Source organism: Phyllobacterium myrsinacearum, from assembly GCF_002980555.1.
Classification (GTDB): Bacteria; Pseudomonadota; Alphaproteobacteria; order Rhizobiales; family Rhizobiaceae; genus Phyllobacterium; species Phyllobacterium myrsinacearum.
Window position 1 is genome coordinate 184,896 of record NZ_PVBT01000007.1, and the last position, 22,406, is coordinate 207,301.

A 22,406-nucleotide genomic window follows, 5' to 3' on the forward strand; every position below is an offset into this window, starting at 1 on the left:
GGCTTCATGTCAATTGAGGGAGACTGTCTTGGCCAAAAAATCGAAAGAGAAATCCGACCAGCCGTCTGTCGGTAAGACAACGCTTAAACTCAAGATCGATGGGAAGAAGCGGAGTTTCAACATCGACGATGCGAAACTGCCGGACTGGATTGACGACGGCGCCCTTGCGTCAGGCGATTTTCCCTACACAGACAAAATGAACAGGGACGAATACGAAAAAACACTCGAGCAGCTGCAGATCGAACTGGTCAAAATGCAGAGCTGGCTGCAGGAAACGGGCGGCCGCGTGATATCGGTTTTCGAAGGGCGCGATGCGGCCGGCAAGGGCGGCACCATCTTCACACTGCGCCAGTACATGAACCCCCGCAATGCGCGCAACGTTGCCCTGCCCAAACCCACGGAAACCGAAAGCGGGCAATGGTATTTTCAGCGCTACGTTTCGCACTTTCCGACAAAGGGCGAATTCGTCACGTTTGACCGCTCCTGGTACAATCGCGGCGGTGTGGAACCCGTCATGGGTTTCTGTACGCCGGAACAGCACGAATCCTTCCTGGAGGAGACGCCCGGCTTCGAACGCATGATCGTCGCCGATGGCATTTTCTTCTTCAAATTCTGGCTCAATATCGGCCAGATCATGCAGTTGAAACGTTTTCACGACCGTCGCCATAGCCCGTTGAAGAACTGGAAGTTCTCGCCGATGGATATTGCAGGTGCTGAAAAGTGGGACGACTATACCGACGCCCGGAACGAGATGATGGCCCGAACCCATACGGCCCATGCCCCGTGGACGGTGGTGCGCTCCAATGACAAGCGCCGTGCCCGCATCGCCGTTATCCGCCGGGTTTTGTTGAGCTTGCCCTACAAGGACCGGGATGTCGGGGTGATCGGCAATGAAGACGCTCTGATCATTGGTTCCGGTCCGGGGTTTCTTGAGTAGATCGCGCTGGCCGGTGCGGCGTCTTTTCCCATAGGAAAGGCCGCGTGTTCAATTGTCCCAAAGCGCGCCATGCCGCCAGGGACATGAGCAGCCAGTAGAGCGGTATCCACGGCAGGATTCTGCCGGGCATCGTTGCGCCCGCCAGCGCGCGCTGCCCCAGCCTGTGGAACGACAGATATCCCATCACAATGTTGATGAGGTCGATGCAGAGAATATCCTGATGCCGGGCAAAGACATCGCTGCCGGATAGCCAGCAGAAGCTGACCGAGAGCATAAACAGCAGCGTGAGCGGATAAAGCAGGGATGAAACGATCATCCCTGCGGCGAGAAGCTGATAGACGATGAAGCGCCGGAAACCCAACTGCGCGAGAACGGTGAACGGCTTACGCATCTGCACCAGCCACGTCTGTATCCAGCCCTTGAACCAGCGTGTTCTCTGGCGAAACCAGACACCGGCTTCAGCCGGCGCATCTTCGAGGGTCGCCCGGGCAATCATGTCGGCCCGATATCCCAGGCGGGCCAGACGGGTCCCAAGCTCCGCATCCTCCGTTACGTTGTGCGGATCCCAGCCTCCGATGGCAATCAGGCAATCGTAACGAAAATGGTTGGAACTGCCGCCAAGGGGCAATACCAGCCCGCGATGCGCAAGCCAGGGTAGGAAGCTCTGGAAATGTGCCGCATATTCGAAGGCAAACATACGGGCAACGAGACTTTCATGGGCATTGGCGATCTTCAACGGGGCCTGGAGACAGCCGAGCTTTTCATCGGCTCGCTGGAAGTGTTGAAAGGCTTCCAGCAACTGGTCTGGGTGCGGGCGATCCTCGGCATCGTACACCACGACAAACGCCCCCTTCGACAGCAGCAGCCCATAATTGAGCGCCTTTGGCTTCGTCCGCGGGCCATATCCGGCGATGGGAATGATGTCGAAAGACTGAGGCAGAACCTGACACCTTAATGCGGTGAGTGTCGCCGCGTCATCCGCTTCGCAGAGAAAGAGGACCTGGAGCTTTGATCGCGGCCAGTTGAGCGCCAGCATGGCTTTGACAAGCTGCGGAACAACGTCTGCTTCCTGATACAGCGCAATCATGACCGTATAGACCGGCAGTTCTGCAGGACTTATCGCCGGCAAAGGCGGCGGATCGTCACCGCTCGCACGTTTGCATGCCACCAGGCGCAGCAGGACGCAGGCAAGAAAGAACAGCGAGAAAAAGACATGCAGCCCCCTCCAGCCGAGCTGCTGCTTTTCAAGGGCATCCAAAAGAAGACAGGTTATCAGCATGCCGATCAGAATGCCCTGCTGACCCGTCAGGACCGTTTTCGCCGAGTATTCGCAGCGGAAATCTTCGATCATCCGCGCAGCCTTGTCGGCGAGCAGCTCCTGGTGCCCGATCCTTAGAAGGTCACGCACCCCGGAAGGCGTGGTCACTCTCAATCGGGCAGCCACATCCTTGCGGCCCGACAGACGGCGTTTGACAAAGGCGATATCCTCAATTGTCGGCGCAATATAAATCAGCGCGTTGCTGTCGGGGGTGAGTGTCGTCGCAATGCGCGCATGCGGGAGAACCGTGATGTCAGGCCCCGATCGCAGAAAAATGCCCGTCGTTTGCGGTGCGTATTCAAAAACCACACCGGCCACATCGGCAATACACTGCCCGATCACCGCATCTTCACCCCGCGCACTGGCATAGAGCTCGTCAATGAAGGACGTCTTGCCGGCGATTGAATCGCCGAAAGCACGCAGGATCAGGATTTTTGCCAGTCCGGCGCGGTAAAGACGCGCCGCCAGCGCCACTTCAATATCGCGGTCGCGCATTTATCCTCTGCTTCGCGCCGGATCTTTGAGTGTATCGACAGTTAACGTGAATATTCCCGGCGGAGGCGGCACAAGCAACATGAACTCAACCCACAATTCAAAATTGAAAATGAAATTTGGAACAATTCGCAGTGTGATACGTGAAGACCGATATTGTTAGGCCCATTCATATGAATGGCAATTCTTCATAAGTCGCAGAAGGCGTGCTTTTCAGCCTGCGGGTGGCGCGACGGGGCGCAGGACAACCATCGACCTGTCATGTCGGGAGCGCCCATGCTACTCTTCGGGCAAATCACATGGGTTTCTCAAATCGAATGCATATCCGGACAATCGCTTTTTGCACTGCAGGTTTCCTTCTGGCAGGACTGTCTTCCATCAGTGCAGCATCGGATTTTCCACATTATTGGGATGGCCGGGAGCACGTTGCCAAGCCGAACCTTTCGACGGTCGAGCGCATCCGGTTTGTGACCACGGTGGATTATCCTCCGTTCAATTTCATTGACGCGAGCGGACGGATTTCCGGCTTCAACATTGATCTCGTACGAGCCATCTGCGCCGAATTGAACGTGACAGCGATTTGCCAGATCGAAGCGCGCCCGTGGAATGAACTCCAGCAGACCGTGGAAAATGGCGAGGCTGAGGCCATCATCGCCGGTTTGAAGCCCACGGCGCAATTGCGTGAAAAGTTTGCATTCACCGCCCCCTACATGCGGCTGCCGGCCCGTTTCGTCACCCTGAAGGAAACGACGCTGGAGGAACCCCTGGCGGACAAGCTCGACAAGAAGGTGGTCGGCGTCGTGGACGGGTCGGTGCATCAGGCGATTTTCACCGACTACTTTCCGAAAGGCCGATGGGTCGGCTATCCCACGCGCGCGTTGATGCTGAAGGATTTGCGCGACAAGAAAATCGATGCGGTCTTCGGCGACGGGTCAGACATGTCATTCTGGATCGGCAGCCCGGAAGCGCAGAATTGCTGCGCATTTTCCGGCGGGCCCTATATCGCGCCGCAGTTTCTCGGTGACGGCATGATGATCGCCACGACCGCAAAAAACACCGATCTCGTCGATGCTTTCAACTTTGCATTGAAATCCATGGAGGAAAAGGGCACGACCTCCGAACTCTATCTGCGGTATTTCCCCGTCGATTTCTACTGAAACCGCATGGCACAAGCCTCGTGTGACGCCGTGGCAATTGACGCGGCGAAGCTGCCGCCATAGTGTCCGCGCGCTTCACCTCCATGACAGGAAACCAAGAATGACTTCGCGCCCCAATACCCCAATCGAACTGACCCCCGAGCTGATCGCGGCGGCAGCCGAGGCCAAAGCATGGCCCTTCGAGGAGGCGCAGAAGATCATCAAACGCTATGAAAAGTCCGGCTATCCCGACACGATCCTGTTCGAGACAGGATATGGTCCGTCTGGTCTGCCGCATATCGGCACCTTCGGCGAAGTCGCGCGGACCTCAATGGTCCGCCATGCCTTTCGCGTCCTGACGAAGGACAGCGTCAAGACAAAGGTCCTTTGTTTCTCGGACGATATGGACGGATTGCGCAAGGTTCCGGACAACGTGCCGAACCGGGAGATGATGGCTTCGCATCTGGGCAAGCCGCTCAGCCGCATTCCCGACCCGTTCTCCAACGAGTATCCATCGTTTGGCGCGGCCAACAATGCGCGGCTGCGGGCGTTTCTCGATCGTTTCGGCTTCGACTACGAGTTTGCGTCGGCGACGGACTATTACGCGTCGGGCCGGTTCGACGCGACATTGCTGAAGATGCTGGCGGCCTATGACGATGTCATGAACATCATCCTGCCGACCCTTGGCGAGGAACGCCGGGCGACCTATTCGCCCTTCCTGCCCATCAGCCCGCGTACCGGCGTTGTCCTGCAGGTCCCGATGATCGCCCGCAACGTGCAAAAGGGCACCATCACCTATGAAGACCCCGATACCGGCGAGCACATCGAAACGGAAGTGACCGGCGGCAAGGTCAAGTGTCAGTGGAAGGCCGACTGGGCCATGCGCTGGACCGCCCTTGGCGTCGATTACGAGATGGCGGGCAAGGATCTCATCGATTCCGTGACCCTGTCGTCGAAGATTTGCCGCGCCATTGGCGGCCGTGCGCCCGAAGGCTTCAATTACGAGCTGTTCCTCGACGACAAGGGGCAAAAAATTTCCAAGTCGAAGGGCAACGGCCTGACGATCGACGACTGGCTGACCTATGCGCCAACGGAAAGCCTGGCGCTCTACATGTTCCAGAAGCCGAAGACGGCGAAGAAGCTGTATTTCGATGTCATCCCGAAGGCCGTGGACGAGTATTTCACCTTTCTTTCCGCCTATCAGCGGCAGGAATGGAAGGAACGCCTCGGCAATCCGGTCTGGCATCAGCACTACGGCACACCGCCCGTGCTTGATATGCCGGTGCCCTTTGCCATGCTGCTCAACCTCGTCAGCGCTTCGAATGCCGAAAATGCCGATGTTCTCTGGGGATTCATCTCCCGCTATGCACCCGGCGTGACGCAGGAGAACAACCCGAAGCTGAACGAGCTTGTCACCTATGCGATCCGCTACTTCAATGATTTCGTCAAGCCGACCAAGAAGTTCCGCGCGGCGGACGCGGTCGAGCTTGAGGCATTGAAGGGGATTGACGCGCAGCTTGCCACGTTACCGGCGGATGCCGATGGCAATACCATCCAGAATGCCATGCTGGATGTCGCCCGCGGCATCGAACGCTATCAGGATCACACGAAGAAGAGCCCGGAAGGCGGACCCGGCGTTTCGGTGTCGTTCTTCCAGATGCTCTATGAAGTGCTGATCGGGCAGGAGCGCGGGCCGCGGTTCGGTTCCTTCGTCGCGCTTTACGGCATCGCCGAAACGCGCGCGCTCATCAAAAAGGCGTTGACGGGCCAACTGGCATAGTTTTTCCATACCCGCAGCCAAACTGAGGGAGGAACAGATGATTGACCACACCGGCGTGAATGTCAGCAATTTCGAAGAGAGCAAGAAATTCTACCAGAAAGCCCTTGCCGCCATTGGTTACGAGCTGATCGTCGAATTTCCCGCATCGGTGACGGGAAGCGCCGATGTCGCTGGCTTCGGCGAAGGCGGCAAGCCTGACTTCTGGCTCGCCAGCGGTATCCCGAACAACCCGCCTATGCATGTTGCTTTTCGTGTCGGCAAGCGCGCGCTTGTCGATGCCTTTCACAAGGCAGCGCTGGAAGCCGGCGGCAAGGATAATGGCGAACCAGGGCTACGGCCCCATTACCATCCGGACTATTATGGTGCCTTCGTGCGGGATCCGGACAACCACAATATCGAGGCCGTCTGCCACGAAGGCTGACGCCTCAAACCTTTCTACTGCGGCTTCGGCGGGAACGGTGCATCGGGCGCGGGCACTGGCAAGGGTGCCGGCTGCGGTTCTGACGATGGCGGGGACAGGTCGCCGCTGAGCCCCGGTGACGGCAAATCCACCGCTGCCGGGAGCGATGGCGGCGGACTGCCGAAAATGCCGAGCCTTGCCTCCTCGGCCTTCTTCATGTTCGCGGCCAAGGGCGAGCCATCGCTTGCCCGCGCCCAGCCATTGTCGACCAGCCATGCGGCCAGATCGGTTGTGCCGAGCTTGCACTGGGTGGAAACGAGCGCGTCCTGAGGCTGGTCGGGAACATTGCATTCTATCGCCCGCGACCGCAGCCAGTTGCGGAAGGCCGTGCGCGCGGCCATACCGCATGGCCATGCCGGGCCATCGGCAGTACATGTTTCTTCCGGCGGCACGACATTGATCCCCTCGATGGCGATCCTGTAGCCTGAGGCCTCCACGGTTCCTGCCGCTGTCGCAACCGGCCGGTAGAGCAGCTTGGGCCGTGCCGTCGTGTCGACGGGTACGGGAGGAGGGGGAGGCGCAGGCGGCGACGCATGGCCTATATCACTGAGAGGCTGGCGCGGTTCAATGCGCTGCAGGGGGCCTGTTTCCTTGCCGGTCACTGAAAACCCGTCCGGATCGACCTGCCGGGCGGCAGTGGTTGGAGGAGCGGACGGCGCAGCATCCTGCGGCGGCGGTGCATCCCCATCCGCATCATCGGGAATCTGAAAGTTTTCCGGCGATATCGTTACGTTCTGCCCGCTTACCCCCGCCGATGGCAGTCCGGCATAGAACGGGGCGATAAAGATAGAGGCCAGACAGACCCCGACCAGGATGGTCAGAATGTAAAGCGGCAGCTGACGCATGGGGAAAGGTTCCCTTTATTGGCTGGCCCACAATATCCGGGCGATCCAGTCAATATGAACGGCATCGAAGGTCCGGTTGACGTGTTCGGGATTCATCGACTGCAGTTCGATGGTGCGCGGGGTCTGGCGCGCGAGAATTTTTGCCATGACCTCGCCTTCCTTGGTGCGAACGACAACACGGTCGCCGCGGCGCACCGGCGCTCCCGGAGCGACGATGATCGTGTCACCGTCGCGGTAGAGCGGCAGCATGGAGTCCCCGGAAACTTCGAGCGCATAAACCGCTTCTCCGGAACCGACAGGAAATTCAACCACGTCCCAGCCCTGGCCGACCGGGAATCCCCCATCATCGAAGAAGCCGCCGGCACCCGCCTGAGCGAAACCCAGAAGCGGCACGGACCGCATGGCACCCACGCCGGCCCTTCCACCCTTGCCGCCGACAACCAGCGTCATGAATTCATCCAGCGAGGCGCCTGTCGCTTCCATGATCTTGGCAAGCGACTCCGTCGAGGGCCAGCGGGCACGGCCATCAACCGCATAACGCTTGGATTTGTTGAACGTGGTGGGATCAAGCCCGGCGCGCTTCGCCAGCCCGGAAACGGAAAGCGAATGACGTTCTGCCAGCGCATCGATGGCCGCCCAGATACGGTCATGTGAGAACATGGGACTCTTCCAGAAAAAGGAAAAAATACCTTCACTAAAGTTTTAGGAGGGAATTGGGGAAAAGTCGAGATAAAACGCGGAAAACTTTCTTATATCGAGAAAGAACTCGTGCATGGTTCGACGGCAATGAGGGGATCAGCAAGTGATCCCCTCATATCTCAGTCAGGCCGCCTTTTTCTTCTTGGCTTCAACCGGATAGGGATTAAAGCGTTCATAGAAGGTGTCACCCTTCTCGGCCATGTCGAGAAGCAGCTTCGGCGCCTTGAACTGGGCACCGTATTTGCGCTGCAGGCCCTTGGCGATTTCCACGAACTTCGCTGCACCGATGCCATCGATATAGGACAGCGTTCCGCCCGTATAGGGCGCAAAGCCGAACGCCAGGATCGAGCCGACATCCGCTTCGCGCGGATCGGTGACAATCCCCTCTTCCATGACACGGGCTGCTTCCAGCGCGATGGTGAAGAGGAAGCGCTGCTTGAGCACTTCCACATCGATCTTGTCGGCGTCCTGCTGCGGATAGAGCGTCTTTAGTTCCGGCCACAGATGCTTCTTGGCGGGCTTGGCAGGATAGTCATAAAAGCCCTTGCCGTTCTTGCGGCCGCGGCGATCGTACTTGTCGACGAGCGTGTTGACCAGTTCCACATGCCGCGGATCGACGGCCTTCGGCCCAAGATCGGCAAGTGTCGCCTTGAGAATTTTCTGCGACAGATCGATAGCCGTCTCGTCGTTGAGCGCGAGCGGTCCGACCGGCATGCCAGCCATCCGGGCGACATTCTCGATCATTGCAGGCGGAACGCCTTCCACGAGCATGTTGTAGGCTTCGGACATGTAACGCAGGACGCAGCGATTGACGTAGAAACCGCGTGTATCGTTGACGACGATGGGGGTCTTCTTGATCGCACGCACATAATCAAGCGCGACAGCCAGCGCCTTTTCCGAGGTCTTCTTGCCGAGGATAACCTCGACCAGCATCATCTTGTCGACGGGCGAGAAGAAGTGGATGCCGATGAAGTTCTTCGGACGCACCGAAACCTTGGCAAGACCGGTGATCGGCAGTGTCGAGGTATTGGAGGCAAACACGGCTGCAGGCTTCAAGACGGCTTCCGCCTGCTCCGTTGCCTTGCGCTTGACGTCGCGGTCCTCGAACACGGCTTCGATCACGAGATCGGCACCGTCAAGCTCGGCATATTGCGTGGTGGCGGTGATCAGGCCAAGCAGCTTTTCCTTGTCTTCCGCCGTTGCCTTGCCCCTCTGGATATCCTTGGTGATCAGCTCGGCCGTATGCGCCTTGCCCTTGTCGGCGGCTTCCTGCGTCTGGTCGATCAGGACAACGGGAATTCCGGCTTTGGCTGTGACATAGGCGATACCTGCCCCCATGAAACCGGCACCAATGACACCAACCTTCTTGAACTTGGTCGGCTTGACGTCAGCCGGGCGGCGCGCGCCCTTGTTCAGCTCCTGCAGGGAAACGAACAGCGAGCGGATCATCATGCCGGCTTCCGTGCTCTGCAGGATGTTGGTGAAGTAGCGCTGCTCGATCTTCAGACCGGTATCGAAGGGCACGAGGAGGCCTTCATAGACGGATTTCAGGATCGCCGCGGCGCCTGGGTAATTGCCGTAGGTCTCGCGGCGCAGAATGGCCGTGGCGGCTGGCCACAGATTGGCACCCGCTGCCGAATAGATCGCGCCGCCGGGAAGCTTGAAACCCTTTTCATCCCATGGCTGGACTGGCTTCAAACCTGCCTTGATCATCTTCTTGGCGGTTTCGACGAGCTTCTTGGCCGGAGCAATTTCATGCACAAGCCCCATGGCCTTGGCGCGGGCTGCGGTCAGGCTGGAGCCCGTCGTCATCATCTGCAGGGCATCCTGCTGGTTGGTCAGGCGCGGAACGCGCTGCGTGCCGCCAGCACCCGGGAAAATGCCGACCTTCACCTCAGGCAGCGCCATTTTCACCGACGGGTCATCGGAGACAACGCGGCCATGGCAGGCTAGCGACATTTCAAATGCGCCGCCCATGCAGGTGCCGTTGATGGCCGAAACCCATGGCTTGCCCGATGTTTCGAGCTTGCGGAACAGGCCACCCATCTTGCCGGTGTTTTCGAACAGGAGCTCGACGGCCTTCTTGGGATCTTTGGCTTTTTCCTCCTGGAACAGCTGGAACATGCGCTTGAGCATGGTCAGGTCCGCACCGCCGGAGAAGGTATCCTTGCCCGATGTGATAACCGCGCCCTTGATCGCTTCGTCCTTGGCAACGCGGTCGACGATGGCGTCGAGTTCCTTCATCACCTCTTCGGTGAAGACATTCATCGACTTGTCGGGCATATCCCAGGTGACCAGCGCAATGCCGTCCGCGTCGACGTCGAATTTGAAGTTTGTATAGCTCATCTTCTGCTCTCCCTCAGACGCGTTCGATAATCGTTGCGGTGCCCATGCCGGCACCAATGCACAGTGTGACCAGCGCGACGTTCAAATCGCGGCGCTCCAGCTCGTCAAGCACCGTGCCGAGGATCATCGCACCGGTTGCCCCGAGCGGATGGCCCATGGCGATGGCGCCGCCGTTGACGTTGATCCTGTCGCGCGGAATGTTGAAGGCCTGCATGTAGCGCAGCACGACAGCCGCAAAGGCCTCATTCAGTTCAAACAGGTCGATATCCGAAATCTTCATCTTGGCGCGCTTGAGCAGCTTTTCCGTCACATCGACCGGACCGGTCAGCATCAAGGCCGGATCGGAACCGATATTGGCAAAGGCACGGATGCGGGCACGCGGCTTGACGCTCAATGCCTTGCCGGCGCTCTTCGAGCCGAGCAGGACACCGGCGGCACCGTCGACGATGCCGGAGGAATTGCCGGCATGATGCACGTGATTGATGGTTTCGACTTCCGGATGCGCCTGGATGCCAACGGCATTGAAGCCGCCCATTTCGCCCGGCATCACGAAGGATGGGTTGAGCGACGCCAGCGCCTGCATGTCCGTCGCCGGACGCATGTGCTCGTCGTGATCAAGGATGGTCAGGCCGTTCTGGTCCTTGATGCTGAGAACGGAATTCTTGAAGTAGCCCTTCTTCCAGGCTTCGCCTGCCCGCTTCTGGCTTTCCACGGCATAGGCATCAACATCGTCGCGGGTGAAACCGTATTTCGTGGCGATCAGATCGGCCGATACGCCCTGCGGCATGAAATAGCCGGGCAAGCCCACGGACGGATCCATGTACCAGGCACCGCCGGACATGCCCATGCCGACGCGGGACATGGATTCCACACCGCCAGCGATCACGATGTCATCGGCACCCTGCACGATCTTGGCAGCGGCAAAGTTCACCGCATCGAGACCGGAGGCGCAGAAACGCGAGATCTGCATGCCGGGCGCCTTGAAATCATAACCGGCTTCAAAAGCCGATGAGCGCGGGATGACCGCGCCCGCTTCCCCAACGGGATCAACGCAGCCATAGATGATGTCGTCGACCAGTCCCGTGTCGAGACCATTGCGGTCGCGCAGCGCTTCCAGCACCTTGGCGCCGAGACGGACGGCGGGCACTTCATGCAGGCTGCCATCCTTCTTGCCCTTGCCGCGCGGCGTGCGGACGTGGTCATAAATATATGCTTCGGCCATTTCATTCTCCCTTTTCGAACCGCACCTCAGAGGCTGCGGGCGATCAAAAGCTTCATGATTTCATTGGTCCCGCCATAAATCCGCTGGACGCGGGCATCGCGGAACATACGTGCGATCGGATATTCGTTCATGTAACCGTAGCCGCCATGCAATTGCAGGCATTCGTCAACGATCTTGTTCTGCAGGTCACTCAGCCAGTATTTTGCCATGGAGGCAGTGACCGGGTCGAGGCCGCCATTAACGTGGCGTTCGACGCAATGGTTATAGAAGACGCGGCCGATCGTGGCTTCCGTCTTCATCTCCGCCAGCTTGAACTGGGTGTTCTGGAAATCGATGACCGCCTTGCCGAAGGCCTTGCGCTCCTTGACATAGTCCGAGGTAATTGCGATGGCGCGCTCGGCCATGGCAATGGCCGTGCCGCCGATCTGAAGACGTTCCTGCGGCAATTGCTGCATCAGCTGCACAAAACCCTGCCCCTCTTCGGTTCCAAGCAGGTTCGCGGTTGGCACACGGACATTGTTGAAGAACAGCTCCGAGGTATCGTTCGATTTCAGCCCGACCTTGTCGAGGTTGCGGCCACGTTCGAAACCCTCCTGTCCGTCCGTCTCGACCACAATGAGCGATGTGCCCTTGGCGCCCTGCGACGGGTCCGTTTTGGTCACGACGACAACCAGATTGGCAAGCTGGCCGTTGGTGATGAAGGTCTTCGATCCGTTGATGACGTATTGATTGCCGTCCTTCTTGGCGTTTGTCTTCACGCCCTGAAGGTCGGAACCGGCACCCGGCTCGGTCATGGCGATGGCGCCGATCAGTTCGCCGGTCGCCATCTTCGGCAGCCACTTCTTCTTCTGCTCTTCCGAACCATAGTGAAGAATATAGGGAGCAACGATCGAATTGTGCAGGGCTATGCCGAAACCATCGACACCCACATGGCTGATGGCTTCCAGGATGGCGCTTTCATGGGCATAGGTGCCGCCGGCACCGCCATATTCTTCCGGCATGGAAGCACACAGAAGGCCGTTCTCGCCGGCAAGCTCCCAGACCGAACGGTCAAAAATTTCCTGTTTTTCGAAACGGTCATAGTGCGGCAGAACCTCGGCTTCGAGAAATTTTGAAGCCATGTCCTGCAGCATCACCACATCGTCAGTCTTCCAGTCGGGTTTTGGCACGCCCAACACGTCTTCCGGCCGAATAGACATCTCTAACCTCCCTAGAAATTACCTTTCGCTACAAATGGGAGCCTCCGCTCCCTTTTGCATCAATCAGAATGCCTCCGCCGTCAGCGCCATCATCGTGTCCGCGCCGGTCTGGATACGGGCGAGATGCGCCGATGTTTCCGGCATGACGCGTTCCATGAAGAATTTCCCGGTGACGAGCTTGGTCTCGTAGAAATCCTTTTTTTCGGCACCGTCTGCCAGTTTCGCATGGGATGCCTTGGCAATCTGTGCCCACATGTAGCCAAGCGATACCAGACCGAACAGATGCATGTAATCGGTCGACGCGGCCCCGGCATTGTCCGGGTTGGCCATACCGTTCTGCATCAGCCACATCGAGGCGGCCTGAAGATCATTGAGGCCTTTCTTCAGATGCTTGGTGAAGAAGGCAAGCTTTTCATCGCCGCGGTTCTCCTCGCAGAAATCGCCGACTTCCTTGAAGAACGCCATCACGGCACGGCCACCATTGGCACCAAGCTTGCGGCCAACGAGATCGAGCGCCTGAACGCCGTTGGCACCTTCATAGATCATGGCAATGCGCGCATCGCGCACATACTGGCTCATGCCGTGTTCTTCGATGTAGCCGTGACCGCCATAGACCTGTTGCGCCATGACAGCATGTTCAAACCCCTTGTCCGTCAGGACACCCTTGAGAACGGGGGTCATCAGACTGAGAATATCATCAGCAATCTGCTTGTCACCCTCGTCGTCGGAACGATGCGCGACATCGGATTTGAGCGCGGACCACAGGATGAAGGCGCGGCCCGCTTCATTGAACGACTTGATCGTCATCAGGATGCGGCGGATATCCGGGTGAACGATCAGCGGATCAGCTTTCTTGTCCGGCGCTTTCGGTCCGGTCAACGAACGGCCCTGGAGACGCTCGCGGGCATATTCCACCGCGTTCTGGTAGGCGATTTCACCGATGGACAAGCCCTGCAGCGCAACACCGAGACGCGCCTCGTTCATCATCGTGAACATGGCGCGCAGGCCCTTGTTCTCGCCGCCGATCAGGTAGCCCGTGGCTTCGTCATAGTTCATCACGCAGGTCGAATTGGCGTGGATGCCCATCTTCTCTTCGATCGAACCGCAGGAGACACCGTTGCGCGTACCGGCATTGCCGCTGTCGTCGAGATTGAACTTCGGCACGATGAACAGGGAAATGCCTTTCACGCCTTCCGGCGCGCCCTCGATGCGGGCAAGCACCAGATGGATGATGTTTTCCGACATGTCGTGCTCGCCGGCGGAGATGAAAATCTTCTGGCCGGAAATCTTGTAGGAACCATCGGCATTGGGCACAGCCTTGGTGCGCAGCAGGCCGAGATCGGTGCCGCAATGCGGCTCGGTGAGGTTCATCGTGCCGGTCCAGGTGCCATCGACCATTTTGGGCAGATAGGTCTGCTTCTGGTCGTCGGTGCCATGGGTCAGGATCGCGGCGATCGCTCCCTGCGTCAGGCCGGGATACATCACCAGCGCCATGTTGGCCGAGGACATATATTCGCCAACGGCAACATGCAGCGCATAGGGAAGACCCTGACCGCCGAACTCCGCCGGTACAGCCAAACTCATCCAGCCGCCCTCGCGGTACTGGTCGAAAGCGGCCTTGAAGCCTTTGGGTGTGGTGACCGTGCCGTCCGCATGACGCACGCAGCCTTCATGATCACCGGACTGGTTGATCGGAAACAGCGTGTTTTCGGCCAGCTTGGCGCCTTCGCTCAGGATTGCCGCGACGATATCCGGCGATGCATCGGCGAAACCTGGCAGATTGTTGTAGCGTTCATAGCCCAGGACATCGTTCAGAATGAAAAGCGTGTCTTCGACGGGCGCGCGATAACTCGGCATCAGTTTCCTCCAAAACATAAACGAGCAAAACGGCCCGGAGACTTCGGTGCCGTCGGATTTTCCATCTCTCTAGCAAATTTTGACGTTTCCGTAAACGTCAAAATTTTGTGAAGTTTTGCTCCTGTGGATCAATCTTTCTGAATGGGATGCCCTGTTTAACGGGACGATGGCGATGAGAGATGGATTCAAGCGATTTCGGCCGGTGCCGCGTCTATGAATTACAATGCCAGCGTATCACATTTTTAACGGTTGCAGCCCATCTCTTAACCAGTTGTTTACCACGTTTCGCCAATGTCACGGTGTCGGTGAACCGTGTCTATGAGTGATTTGTTTTTCACGGCTTGTCGGACCGCATGGGGCAAACGGTCCCGGCTTTCCGGATTGGCAATGTGCAGAACGCATTCTTGAACTTCGGAAGACCGAGACCAGACAAGGCCAGGGTGGCAGGCGAACATCGCCAGCGCGTCCGGACCTGCCCCGTGAAACAGAATTAACCCGCCGGATCACCGGCGTAAACACGGCAAAGCAGGCGTCCATGACGAACCAAAGGTCACTACTGGAACAGGTCAATGTGAACCGGTCACGCCGCGAGACCACATCGCTGGACAGTATCAACCGCACGCTCGAAGCGCTGGAAAGCCAGCTGCGCGAGACGATGGAGCCGGATTATCCGGATGTCGACCAGGACCAGACGGATATTGCCGACCGCTTCGCCGCACTGGCTTCCCGCGCGGGCGCGGCATCAGCGCCGAAACACAAGCCATCCGACGACCTGCCGTCCTTTGCCAGCAAGCCCCAGAAAGGCAAGCATGACCTTTCGGCCATTGCTGCCCGCATCAAGCAGTTGCGCGAGGAAATGCGCGACGATGCCCGCGCGCCGGCCCGGCCTTCCGCCGAACCGCACACGGAAACCTTGCAGCGCCTGCACCAGTCAACCGCAAGCCGCAACCTGAACGACAGGACCGGCCGCGCGGACAATGGCCATCTGTCAATGCTGCGCGGCGATCTCGATGAATTGAAGCGCACGGTCACGACGCTCGCCCGCGAAGAATCGGTCAAAAACCTGAACAATCGCTGGGATGCGATGGATGAACGCTTCGATGCGTTCCGTCAGGATCATCCGCTGGGCGGGCGGCTCGACCAGATCCGCCAGGCGGTGGATGTACTGCCGCAGTCAATTCCGCTGAAGAAAGTCGAAGACAAGCTCAAGACATTGGCCAGCGCGGTGGAGCAGATGTCGCGCACGGGGACATCCGGCGTGAATGGCGATTTCATGCGCCAGATGGATGAGCGGCTCGATGAAATCAGCCGCGCCATCGTGGCAACGGCCCGTCCTGCCCACGCAAATCACATTGACACCGATGCATTCGAGCGCCTTGAAGCGCGCATCGCAACCCTGAGCAGCAAGGTCGAGGCGGTTGCCTATGACCGCACCTCGGACACAATCCTGCAGCGCATGGGCGAACTGGCCGAGCGCGTTGATCATCTGGCGGCGATGCGCGCAACGCCGGCGGTCAATCTTGACGCGCTGTCGGAACAGCTGTCGTCCGTCACCCGTCATCTCGAAAACACACCGGCCTCCATCAGCATTTCCGATTTCCGCGATCTGGAAGACCGGGTCCTGCACGTCATCCACCGCCTGGAAACAGCGCCCCAGCAGGCGCCGGCTGCCGATCCGGCATTCATGCACCAGATCGACCAGCGCTTCGAAGAGCTGACCCGCCGTCTCGACGATCATCACATGATGGCCGAGCACAGCGACATCCGGCTGACCGACAATCTCGAAGCCCGCTTCGACGACATGGCACGCTATATCGCCGAGAATGTGCCGCAGTCCGAAGGTTCGAACGATGCAATCCGCAATCTTGAATTGCAGATTGCCGGTCTTGCCGAACACCTCTCCCATTCCAACGATCGCTATGCGGAATTTGCCGCCATCCCGCCGCGCCTTGATGCCATCGAGGAATCGATGGCCATGAACCGCGACTTCGTCGTGGAAGCTGCACGCCAGGCGGCGTCGGAAGCCATCCGCAATTCGGCCAATTTCGGCAATGCCCATGACGGCGTCATTGCCCGCGAGCTTGCCGACGATCTGAAAACCCTGGAAGGCCTTGCCCGCAAATCGGAAGACCGCAACTCCAAGACCTTCGAAGCCATCCACGACACGCTTTTGAAGATCGTAGACCGCCTTGGCTCGCTGGAGAATGGCGCGGCTGCCGGATCACATGTTGCCGCGGCCCCCAAAGCCAAGGCCACGGTTGACGCCTATGAAACGCCCTACCGCGACGCCGAGGCCGCTTTTGAAGCTCCGGTCTTTTCCAAGCTGGATGATGTTTCGGCGCACATGACAATGGCCGTAGACGATGCCGAGGCCATGGACGAAGCGGCTCCGGCACGCAAATCCCTGCTGGGCAGCCTCACGCGCGGCATGAAATCCCGCGGCAGACAGGAACAGGCGCACCGGGAACCGGTCATCGAGACAATCGGCAGCGATGAAAAAAACGACGACAAGGCTGATCTTGACGCCGAGATTCTCAACCGGCCGCTTGAACCCGGCTCGGGCATGCCGGATCTCAACTCCATCCTCAAGCGGGTGCGCGACGAACGCCGCGAGATGCACCTGGCGGGCGATACAGGCATTGGCAAGGCGGATTTCATCGCCGCAGCCCGCCGCGCTGCGCAGGCAGCGGCGGCTGAAGTCGAAAGCCAGACACGCGGTTCTGGCCGCAAGGACAGCGTTGAAGGCAAGAAGGGCAGCCTCCTGGTCCGCCAGCGCAAGCCCATTCTCCTCGCCATTGGCGCCATCATGATCGCGATCGCGGGCCTGCAGCTGAAGAACGCCTTCTTCAGCGGTCCGGCGGCGATGAGCAGCGATACCGGTTCCGTTGCAGCACCGATGGTGCCGGCGGCCGAACCCAAGGCGCAGGTGGCCGTATCCGCGGCTCCGGCGGCACCGGCGCCGTCCGCGCCTGCCCCCGCCCCACAAACTGCTGCCGGAAGCACCCCGAACGAGGACCAAGCCGCTGCACCCGCACCAACGCAGGAAACCGTGGGCAGCCTGATTGCCGCCCAGACTTCCGGCACGAATGTCCCGGCGGCAGCGAAGGTCGATGCGAATGTCAGCCAGATTCCCGCCATTCCGGCCGAAGCAGGCCCGGAACCCCTGCGCGAAGCGGCGGCCAGCGGCAATACCAAGGCTCTGTTTGAAATCGGCGACCGCTACATGGAAGGCCGGGGTGTCCAGAGCGATTACGCCAAGGCAGCCGAGTGGTACACGCTTGCGGCCGACAAGGGTTTTGCACCGGCACAATACCGCCTGGGAAATTTTGCCGAAAAAGGCCTCGGTGTTCCGCGCGATCTCGCCAAGGCAAAGACCTATTACCAACTGGCCGCCGAACAGGGCAATGCCAGCGCGATGCACAATCTGGCCGTGCTGTTCGCAGCCGGTGCAAATGGTGCGCCGGACAATGAATCCGCGGTCATGTGGTTTACCAGGGCGGCCGAACTTGGCGTGAAGGACAGCCAGTTCAATCTCGCCATCCTGTCGGCCAAGGGCATGGGGATGCGGCAGAATCTGGAAGAGAGCTACAAGTGGTTTGCCCTCGCCGCCAACGCTGGCGACAAGGATGCCGGCCAGAAGCGCGATGAAGTGGCAAAGGCCATGACCTCCGATCAGCTGACACGGGCGCGCGAAGCCACCGAGCTGTGGAAGCCAAAACAGATGAATCCGGATACCAATGCCTTGAGCGTTCCGGAGGAATGGCGCGAGAGCCCGGCCACCACCGGGTCCATCAATATGGAAAAGGCCATCCGCAACATTCAGCTGATTCTCAACAAGAATGGCTATGATGCGGGCGGGTCGGACGGCAGGATGGGCGCGAAAACCCGCGATGCCATCATGGCGTTCCAGAAGAGCAACGGCCTGAAGCCAACGGGCAATATCGACAAGGACCTGGTCAAGCGGCTGCTCGAAAAGAACACCTGAACCGGCCAAGGCGACTGTTGCGACACACGGGTTCGTGTTTGGGGCAACACGCTGACGCCCCAGCAGTCATTGTTTGACTCGGCGCGCGGCTGAGGGCAAGAAACTTAAAGCATCCTGTGTCAGCCTGCGCGCAGAATGCATTAAAGAATTACTGTCATTCTAGTGGTCCGATTCTGACATTTGCATTCCTCTGATACAAGCCATTCAGGCAAATGTCAGAATCATAGGACCACTAGGAAGTATATGGTTCCAGTGGAACTTTGAATTTGACATTCGCGTGGTGCGCGTGATGTCAAATGGGGCGCGAATGTCAAATTCGTTCCACTGGTGTGCGAACAATCGCCACAACGCCGTGATGGGTTCGGGGTCTGAATTGGGAATCTACCTGCCAATAGCCGAGATTTCGGTCAATATCTTCGTGCTGTTCGGCATGGGGGCAGCAGTTGGATTCCTGTCGGGCATGTTCGGCGTCGGCGGCGGGTTCCTCATCACGCCGCTGCTGATCTTCTACAACATCCCGCCCGCCGTTGCTGTTGCCACCGGCGCAAACCAGGTCATTGCCTCGTCCTTCACAGGCGCGCTGTCACATTTCAAGCGTGGCACGCTCGACGTCAAACTGGGGACGCTGCTTGTCATTGGCGGCGTGGCGGGCGCAGGCATCGGCATTTACGTCTTTGTCCTGCTGCGCGAACTCGGCCAGCTCGACCTGATCGTGTCCCTGCTCTACGTGATCTTCCTGAGCACGATCGGCGGGCTCATGCTATTGGAAAGCGTCAGATCCATGCGCCGGACAAGGGCCGGACAGCTTGCCAGCCTCAAGAAACCGGGACAGCACAATTGGGTGCACCGCCTGCCTTTCAAGATGCGGTTTCGCGCCTCGAAGATCTATGTGAGCATCATCCCGATCCTGGCGCTTGGCGCAGCCATCGGCTTCCTGTCCTCGATCATGGGTGTGGGCGGCGGCTTCATCATGGTTCCGGCCATGATCTATCTTCTCAAAGTGCCGACCAATGTGGTTATCGGGACATCGCTCTACCAGATCGTGTTCGTGACGGCTTTTACCACCGTCATGCAGGCAACGACCAACCAGTCGGTCGATATCGTGCTGGCCTTTCTCCTGATGAGCGGCGGCGTCATCGGCGCGCAATACGGCACCCGCATCGGGCAAAAACTGCGCGGCGAGCAATTGCGCGCGCTGCTCGCCACGCTGGTTCTGGCCGTGGGCCTGCGCCTTGCCATCGAACTCTTTGTGACCCCGGATGATCTCTATTCGATCGCCATTGCGCTGGCGGCCCCGGGGGCATCATGAGAGCTTTGGCAGCCACCCTTCTTCTCATCCTGGCATCGCTGTCCACAGCCGCGGCGCAACAGGTACCGGGCAACAAGGAAACCGTCGAGATCGGCCTGTCGACCGACACGATTGCCATCACCTCGGGCTTTCGCGGCACGGACCTGACTGTCTTCGGCGCGCTCGACAATGCCGACCCGCTGATCCAGCGGCAAGGCCGCTATGATATCGTCGTGATCCTGCAAGGCCCAGAACGCGATTTCGTTGTGCGGCGCAAGGACCGGTTCTTCGGCGTCTGGATCAATGCGGAATCGGTAACGTTCCAGCATATTCCGGCGTCCTATTCGCTGGCCTCGACACGAAACCTCCAGGATATTGCCGTTCCCAAGATATTTGCCCAACTGGCCCTCGGCGTGAACAATATCTATTACGAGCCGATGCCCGACGGATTCAGTTCCAGCGCATCGCTGCGGGAATTCACCAAGGAACTGCCAAGGTTGAAACTCAAGCAGAGCCTCTACAGCCAGCGTCCGGGTGAGGTGCAGTTCCTGTCATCGACCCTGTTCCGCGCAACTTTGTCCCTGCCTGCCAATGTGCCGGTCGGCAAGCATCAGGCGCGGGCCTTTCTGTTCCGCAACGGCGAATTCCTGCGCGAAAGCTCGACCAGCCTCAATATCGTGAAAGCCGGGCTGGAATACCGCATCTACAAGGCTGCGCATGAGAACAGCCTTCTCTACGGCCTGTTTGCCGTGTTTCTGGCCGTGATTACCGGCTGGATGGGCCGCCTGATGTTCCGGAAAGACTGATCAGGCGCGCCTGGCAACGGTGATCAGGCCCTGCAGGGGTTCGCCGCGGTCAAAGCGGATCGCCTCGCGCCCGATCGTTACCGGGGCAAGCCCATGTTCGGCCAGGAGGCGGCGGACATACTCTTCCGAATGGGTGTAGCGCAGCGAGGATTGCAGGATCAGCTCGCCATCTTCGGCATGGGTTTCAACTGAAAAGGCAAAGAGCCCATCAGGGCCAAGCACCTCAACCAGACGGGCAAAGGCCCTGTCGAGATCGCCGACATAGACAAACACATCCGCAGCGATAATGAGATCGGCCGAACCTGCGGGATAGTGGAGTTCATTGACATCACCTTTGAAGAGGCGGTCATAGACATGTTTTTCCTCGGCCTTCTGCAACATGGCCTCGGAGAGGTCCATACCGGCCATATGGTTCACATCCGCCCGGAAATAATCACCCATCAGCCCTGTGCCGCAGCCGATATCGAGCATGGACTGATAGTGTCTTCCGGGCGCGGCCGCCTTGATGGCCTTGGCCAAAAGTTCCGGCACGCGATAGTGCAGCTTTTCCAGAAGTGCCGCCTCGAAGGTCGGGGCATAGGCATCGAACAGGGTCTCGACATAGGCCGTCGGCGGATTGTCCGGCACCACCGCATAGCCCGAGGCCGCCAGTTTCAGCGTGGCACCGAAGCGGTCATCGGGGTCGAGTTCCAGCAGGCGCCGCCACGTTTCGGCTGCCGCATCCTCGTCACCCGCAGCTTCCTCCATTTCGCCCAGGCGATAGAGCCCGGCGGTCCATGCCGGCACGATGTCCAGCGCCTGCCGCATCAGATCGGCGGCGGCCACATGGTCACCGGACTCAAACAGCATATCAGCATAGGAAGCGCGGCGGTCCGCAATCAGATCACCCGAGGACAGGAACGCCCGCGCCATGCTGGTTCAGTTCGCGACCAGCACGCGGATGGAAAAGATATCGATCGCTTTTCCCGTGCGGGCAATATCCGAGTTGATCTTGATGATACCACCCGCACCCGGCTTCTTGCCTTCCGGAAACTGCAATTCGAACAGATACTCGTTGCTTGCATCGGTCACGTCGTAGCGCTTGCGTCCGCAATCGCCGAGGGCACCGAAATCGCAGCTGACCGCCATCTGCGTCGCCGAACCGTCCTCCGCCTTGGCGATGATATCGAAGATGGCGTGCTTACCCGCCAGTTGCTGCAGAACGCCCTGCCCGACCTGGAAGCTGATGTCATCGTTCTGGCCCGGAGACTTGATCCGCACGAATTTCTGCAAATTGTCGCCGGCAACGCTGGCTGTCGCCCTGCCTGCCATCGAAACGCGGGTCATGTCGGACGGGTCGAAAATGGAAATCCAATTGCCTTCCGCGGCAAGCTGCCCGCCCTTCATCGGCTCGTGGCTGCCAACGGCAGGACCAGCGCTCGACGCAGGCGGTGTGCTGCCGGATGGCTTCGAATTGATAAGGCCCGATGCAACAAGCCAGAGAAGACCGATCGCCACCAGCAGAATGGCCACCATAATGACGAATTTCGTCAGGCCACGCGCCTTCTGGCGTTCGCGGGTCTTCTTCACGCGCGGCTGGTTGTAGGCGGGCCGGTAATTGTCGGCACGGCTGTTGTCCGCCGGGCCAAGGTCGGAATCCAGCGATCCGCCCATGGATGGTTCGACACGGCTGGACGCCGCCTGCCTGGATTGTGCGGGGCCCGCCGACATGGACGGCTCGCGCCGTTCCGCGACGGGTTCCGGTGCGACACGCGGCGCATCGCGCGATTCACCCTCTATGCGTGTGATCGTGGCTTTGAGATGCTCCCGGCGCTCTTCACGTTCGGTCTCATCCAGCGCACCATTGGCGATCAGCGAACGCTCATGCGCGGTCCAGGCTGATTCGTAAATCTTCTGACGAACGGCAGGGTTGCTCACATCCGCTTTGGCGAAAGCATTTCGGATGGCTTGTTCAATCGCTTCCAACTCGACGATTTCCCCTTCAAAGCAGCGCGTATGACCCGGCTAGGCATAGACGATTTGACTGCTTATTCAAG

16 protein-coding genes are annotated in these 22,406 nt (G+C 59.2%); 7 read left to right on the forward strand and 9 right to left on the reverse strand.

The window, feature by feature from the left end; translation table 11 throughout:
* Positions 1-28 precede the first annotated feature (28 nt).
* Positions 29-937: a polyphosphate kinase 2 gene (gene ppk2, locus C5750_RS21295; RefSeq protein WP_245421194.1), complete on the forward strand. Its 909-nt coding sequence runs from the start codon at positions 29-31 to the stop codon at positions 935-937.
* Here ppk2 and C5750_RS21300 read toward each other — a convergent pair.
* On the reverse strand, positions 906-2,750 hold the full coding sequence (locus C5750_RS21300) for a glycosyltransferase family 2 protein (RefSeq protein WP_105736504.1): 1,845 nt from the start codon (positions 2,748-2,750) through the stop codon (positions 906-908). The genes ppk2 and C5750_RS21300 overlap by 32 nt on opposite strands.
* 314 nt (positions 2,751-3,064) lie before the next feature.
* Between C5750_RS21300 and C5750_RS21305 the strand changes: the two genes are divergently transcribed.
* The 3 genes from C5750_RS21305 (at position 3,065) to C5750_RS21315 (ending at position 6,084) form a co-directional block, all read left to right on the forward strand.
* Complete coding sequence (locus C5750_RS21305; RefSeq protein ID WP_105736506.1) at positions 3,065-3,904, forward strand: transporter substrate-binding domain-containing protein; 840 nt, start codon at positions 3,065-3,067, stop codon at positions 3,902-3,904.
* A gap of 100 nt (positions 3,905-4,004) precedes the next feature.
* Complete coding sequence (locus C5750_RS21310) at positions 4,005-5,663, forward strand: lysine--tRNA ligase (RefSeq protein ID WP_105736509.1); 1,659 nt, start codon at positions 4,005-4,007, stop codon at positions 5,661-5,663.
* Positions 5,664-5,700: 37 nt separating this feature from the next.
* A complete protein-coding gene (locus C5750_RS21315; protein ID WP_105736511.1) occupies positions 5,701-6,084 on the forward strand; it encodes a VOC family protein in 384 nt (127 codons plus the stop codon).
* A 14-nt stretch (positions 6,085-6,098) separates the two neighbouring features.
* On the opposite strand, the gene C5750_RS21320 is transcribed toward C5750_RS21315, so the two are convergent.
* The 6 genes from C5750_RS21320 to C5750_RS21345 form a co-directional block, all read right to left on the reverse strand.
* On the reverse strand, positions 6,099-6,968 hold the full coding sequence (locus tag C5750_RS21320; RefSeq protein WP_105736513.1) for a thermonuclease family protein: 870 nt from the start codon (positions 6,966-6,968) through the stop codon (positions 6,099-6,101).
* A gap of 15 nt (positions 6,969-6,983) precedes the next feature.
* Complete coding sequence (locus C5750_RS21325) at positions 6,984-7,628, reverse strand: S24 family peptidase (RefSeq protein ID WP_105736514.1); 645 nt, start codon at positions 7,626-7,628, stop codon at positions 6,984-6,986.
* 162 nt (positions 7,629-7,790) lie between these two features.
* Positions 7,791-10,013: a 3-hydroxyacyl-CoA dehydrogenase NAD-binding domain-containing protein gene (locus C5750_RS21330; protein WP_105736516.1), complete on the reverse strand. Its 2,223-nt coding sequence runs from the start codon at positions 10,011-10,013 to the stop codon at positions 7,791-7,793.
* A gap of 13 nt (positions 10,014-10,026) precedes the next feature.
* Complete coding sequence (locus tag C5750_RS21335) at positions 10,027-11,235, reverse strand: acetyl-CoA C-acetyltransferase (protein WP_105736518.1); 1,209 nt, start codon at positions 11,233-11,235, stop codon at positions 10,027-10,029.
* A gap of 26 nt (positions 11,236-11,261) precedes the next feature.
* A complete protein-coding gene (locus C5750_RS21340; protein WP_105736520.1) occupies positions 11,262-12,434 on the reverse strand; it encodes an acyl-CoA dehydrogenase family protein in 1,173 nt (390 codons plus the stop codon).
* A 63-nt stretch (positions 12,435-12,497) separates the two neighbouring features.
* Positions 12,498-14,291 (reverse strand): acyl-CoA dehydrogenase C-terminal domain-containing protein, encoded by a 1,794-nt coding sequence (locus tag C5750_RS21345; RefSeq protein ID WP_105736522.1) that lies wholly within the window; start codon positions 14,289-14,291, stop codon positions 12,498-12,500.
* Between the two features lie 535 nt (positions 14,292-14,826).
* Between C5750_RS21345 and C5750_RS21350 the strand changes: the two genes are divergently transcribed.
* The 3 genes from C5750_RS21350 (at position 14,827) to C5750_RS21360 (ending at position 20,370) form a co-directional block, all read left to right on the forward strand.
* Positions 14,827-18,276: an SEL1-like repeat protein gene (locus tag C5750_RS21350; RefSeq protein ID WP_105736524.1), complete on the forward strand. Its 3,450-nt coding sequence runs from the start codon at positions 14,827-14,829 to the stop codon at positions 18,274-18,276.
* Between the two features lie 373 nt (positions 18,277-18,649).
* Positions 18,650-19,585: a sulfite exporter TauE/SafE family protein gene (locus C5750_RS21355; RefSeq protein WP_105736768.1), complete on the forward strand. Its 936-nt coding sequence runs from the start codon at positions 18,650-18,652 to the stop codon at positions 19,583-19,585.
* Entirely contained in the window at positions 19,582-20,370 is a 789-nt protein-coding gene (locus C5750_RS21360) for a TIGR02186 family protein (protein WP_105736526.1), read from the forward strand. Before C5750_RS21355 ends, C5750_RS21360 begins: the two co-directional genes overlap by 4 nt.
* Here the strand turns inward: C5750_RS21360 and C5750_RS21365 are convergent, their stop codons facing one another.
* A complete protein-coding gene (locus C5750_RS21365; RefSeq protein WP_105736528.1) occupies positions 20,371-21,282 on the reverse strand; it encodes a methyltransferase domain-containing protein in 912 nt (303 codons plus the stop codon). It abuts the gene before it with no gap.
* A gap of 6 nt (positions 21,283-21,288) precedes the next feature.
* On the reverse strand, positions 21,289-22,287 hold the full coding sequence (locus C5750_RS21370) for a hypothetical protein (protein ID WP_130502070.1): 999 nt from the start codon (positions 22,285-22,287) through the stop codon (positions 21,289-21,291).
* Positions 22,288-22,406: the final 119 nt, after the last annotated feature.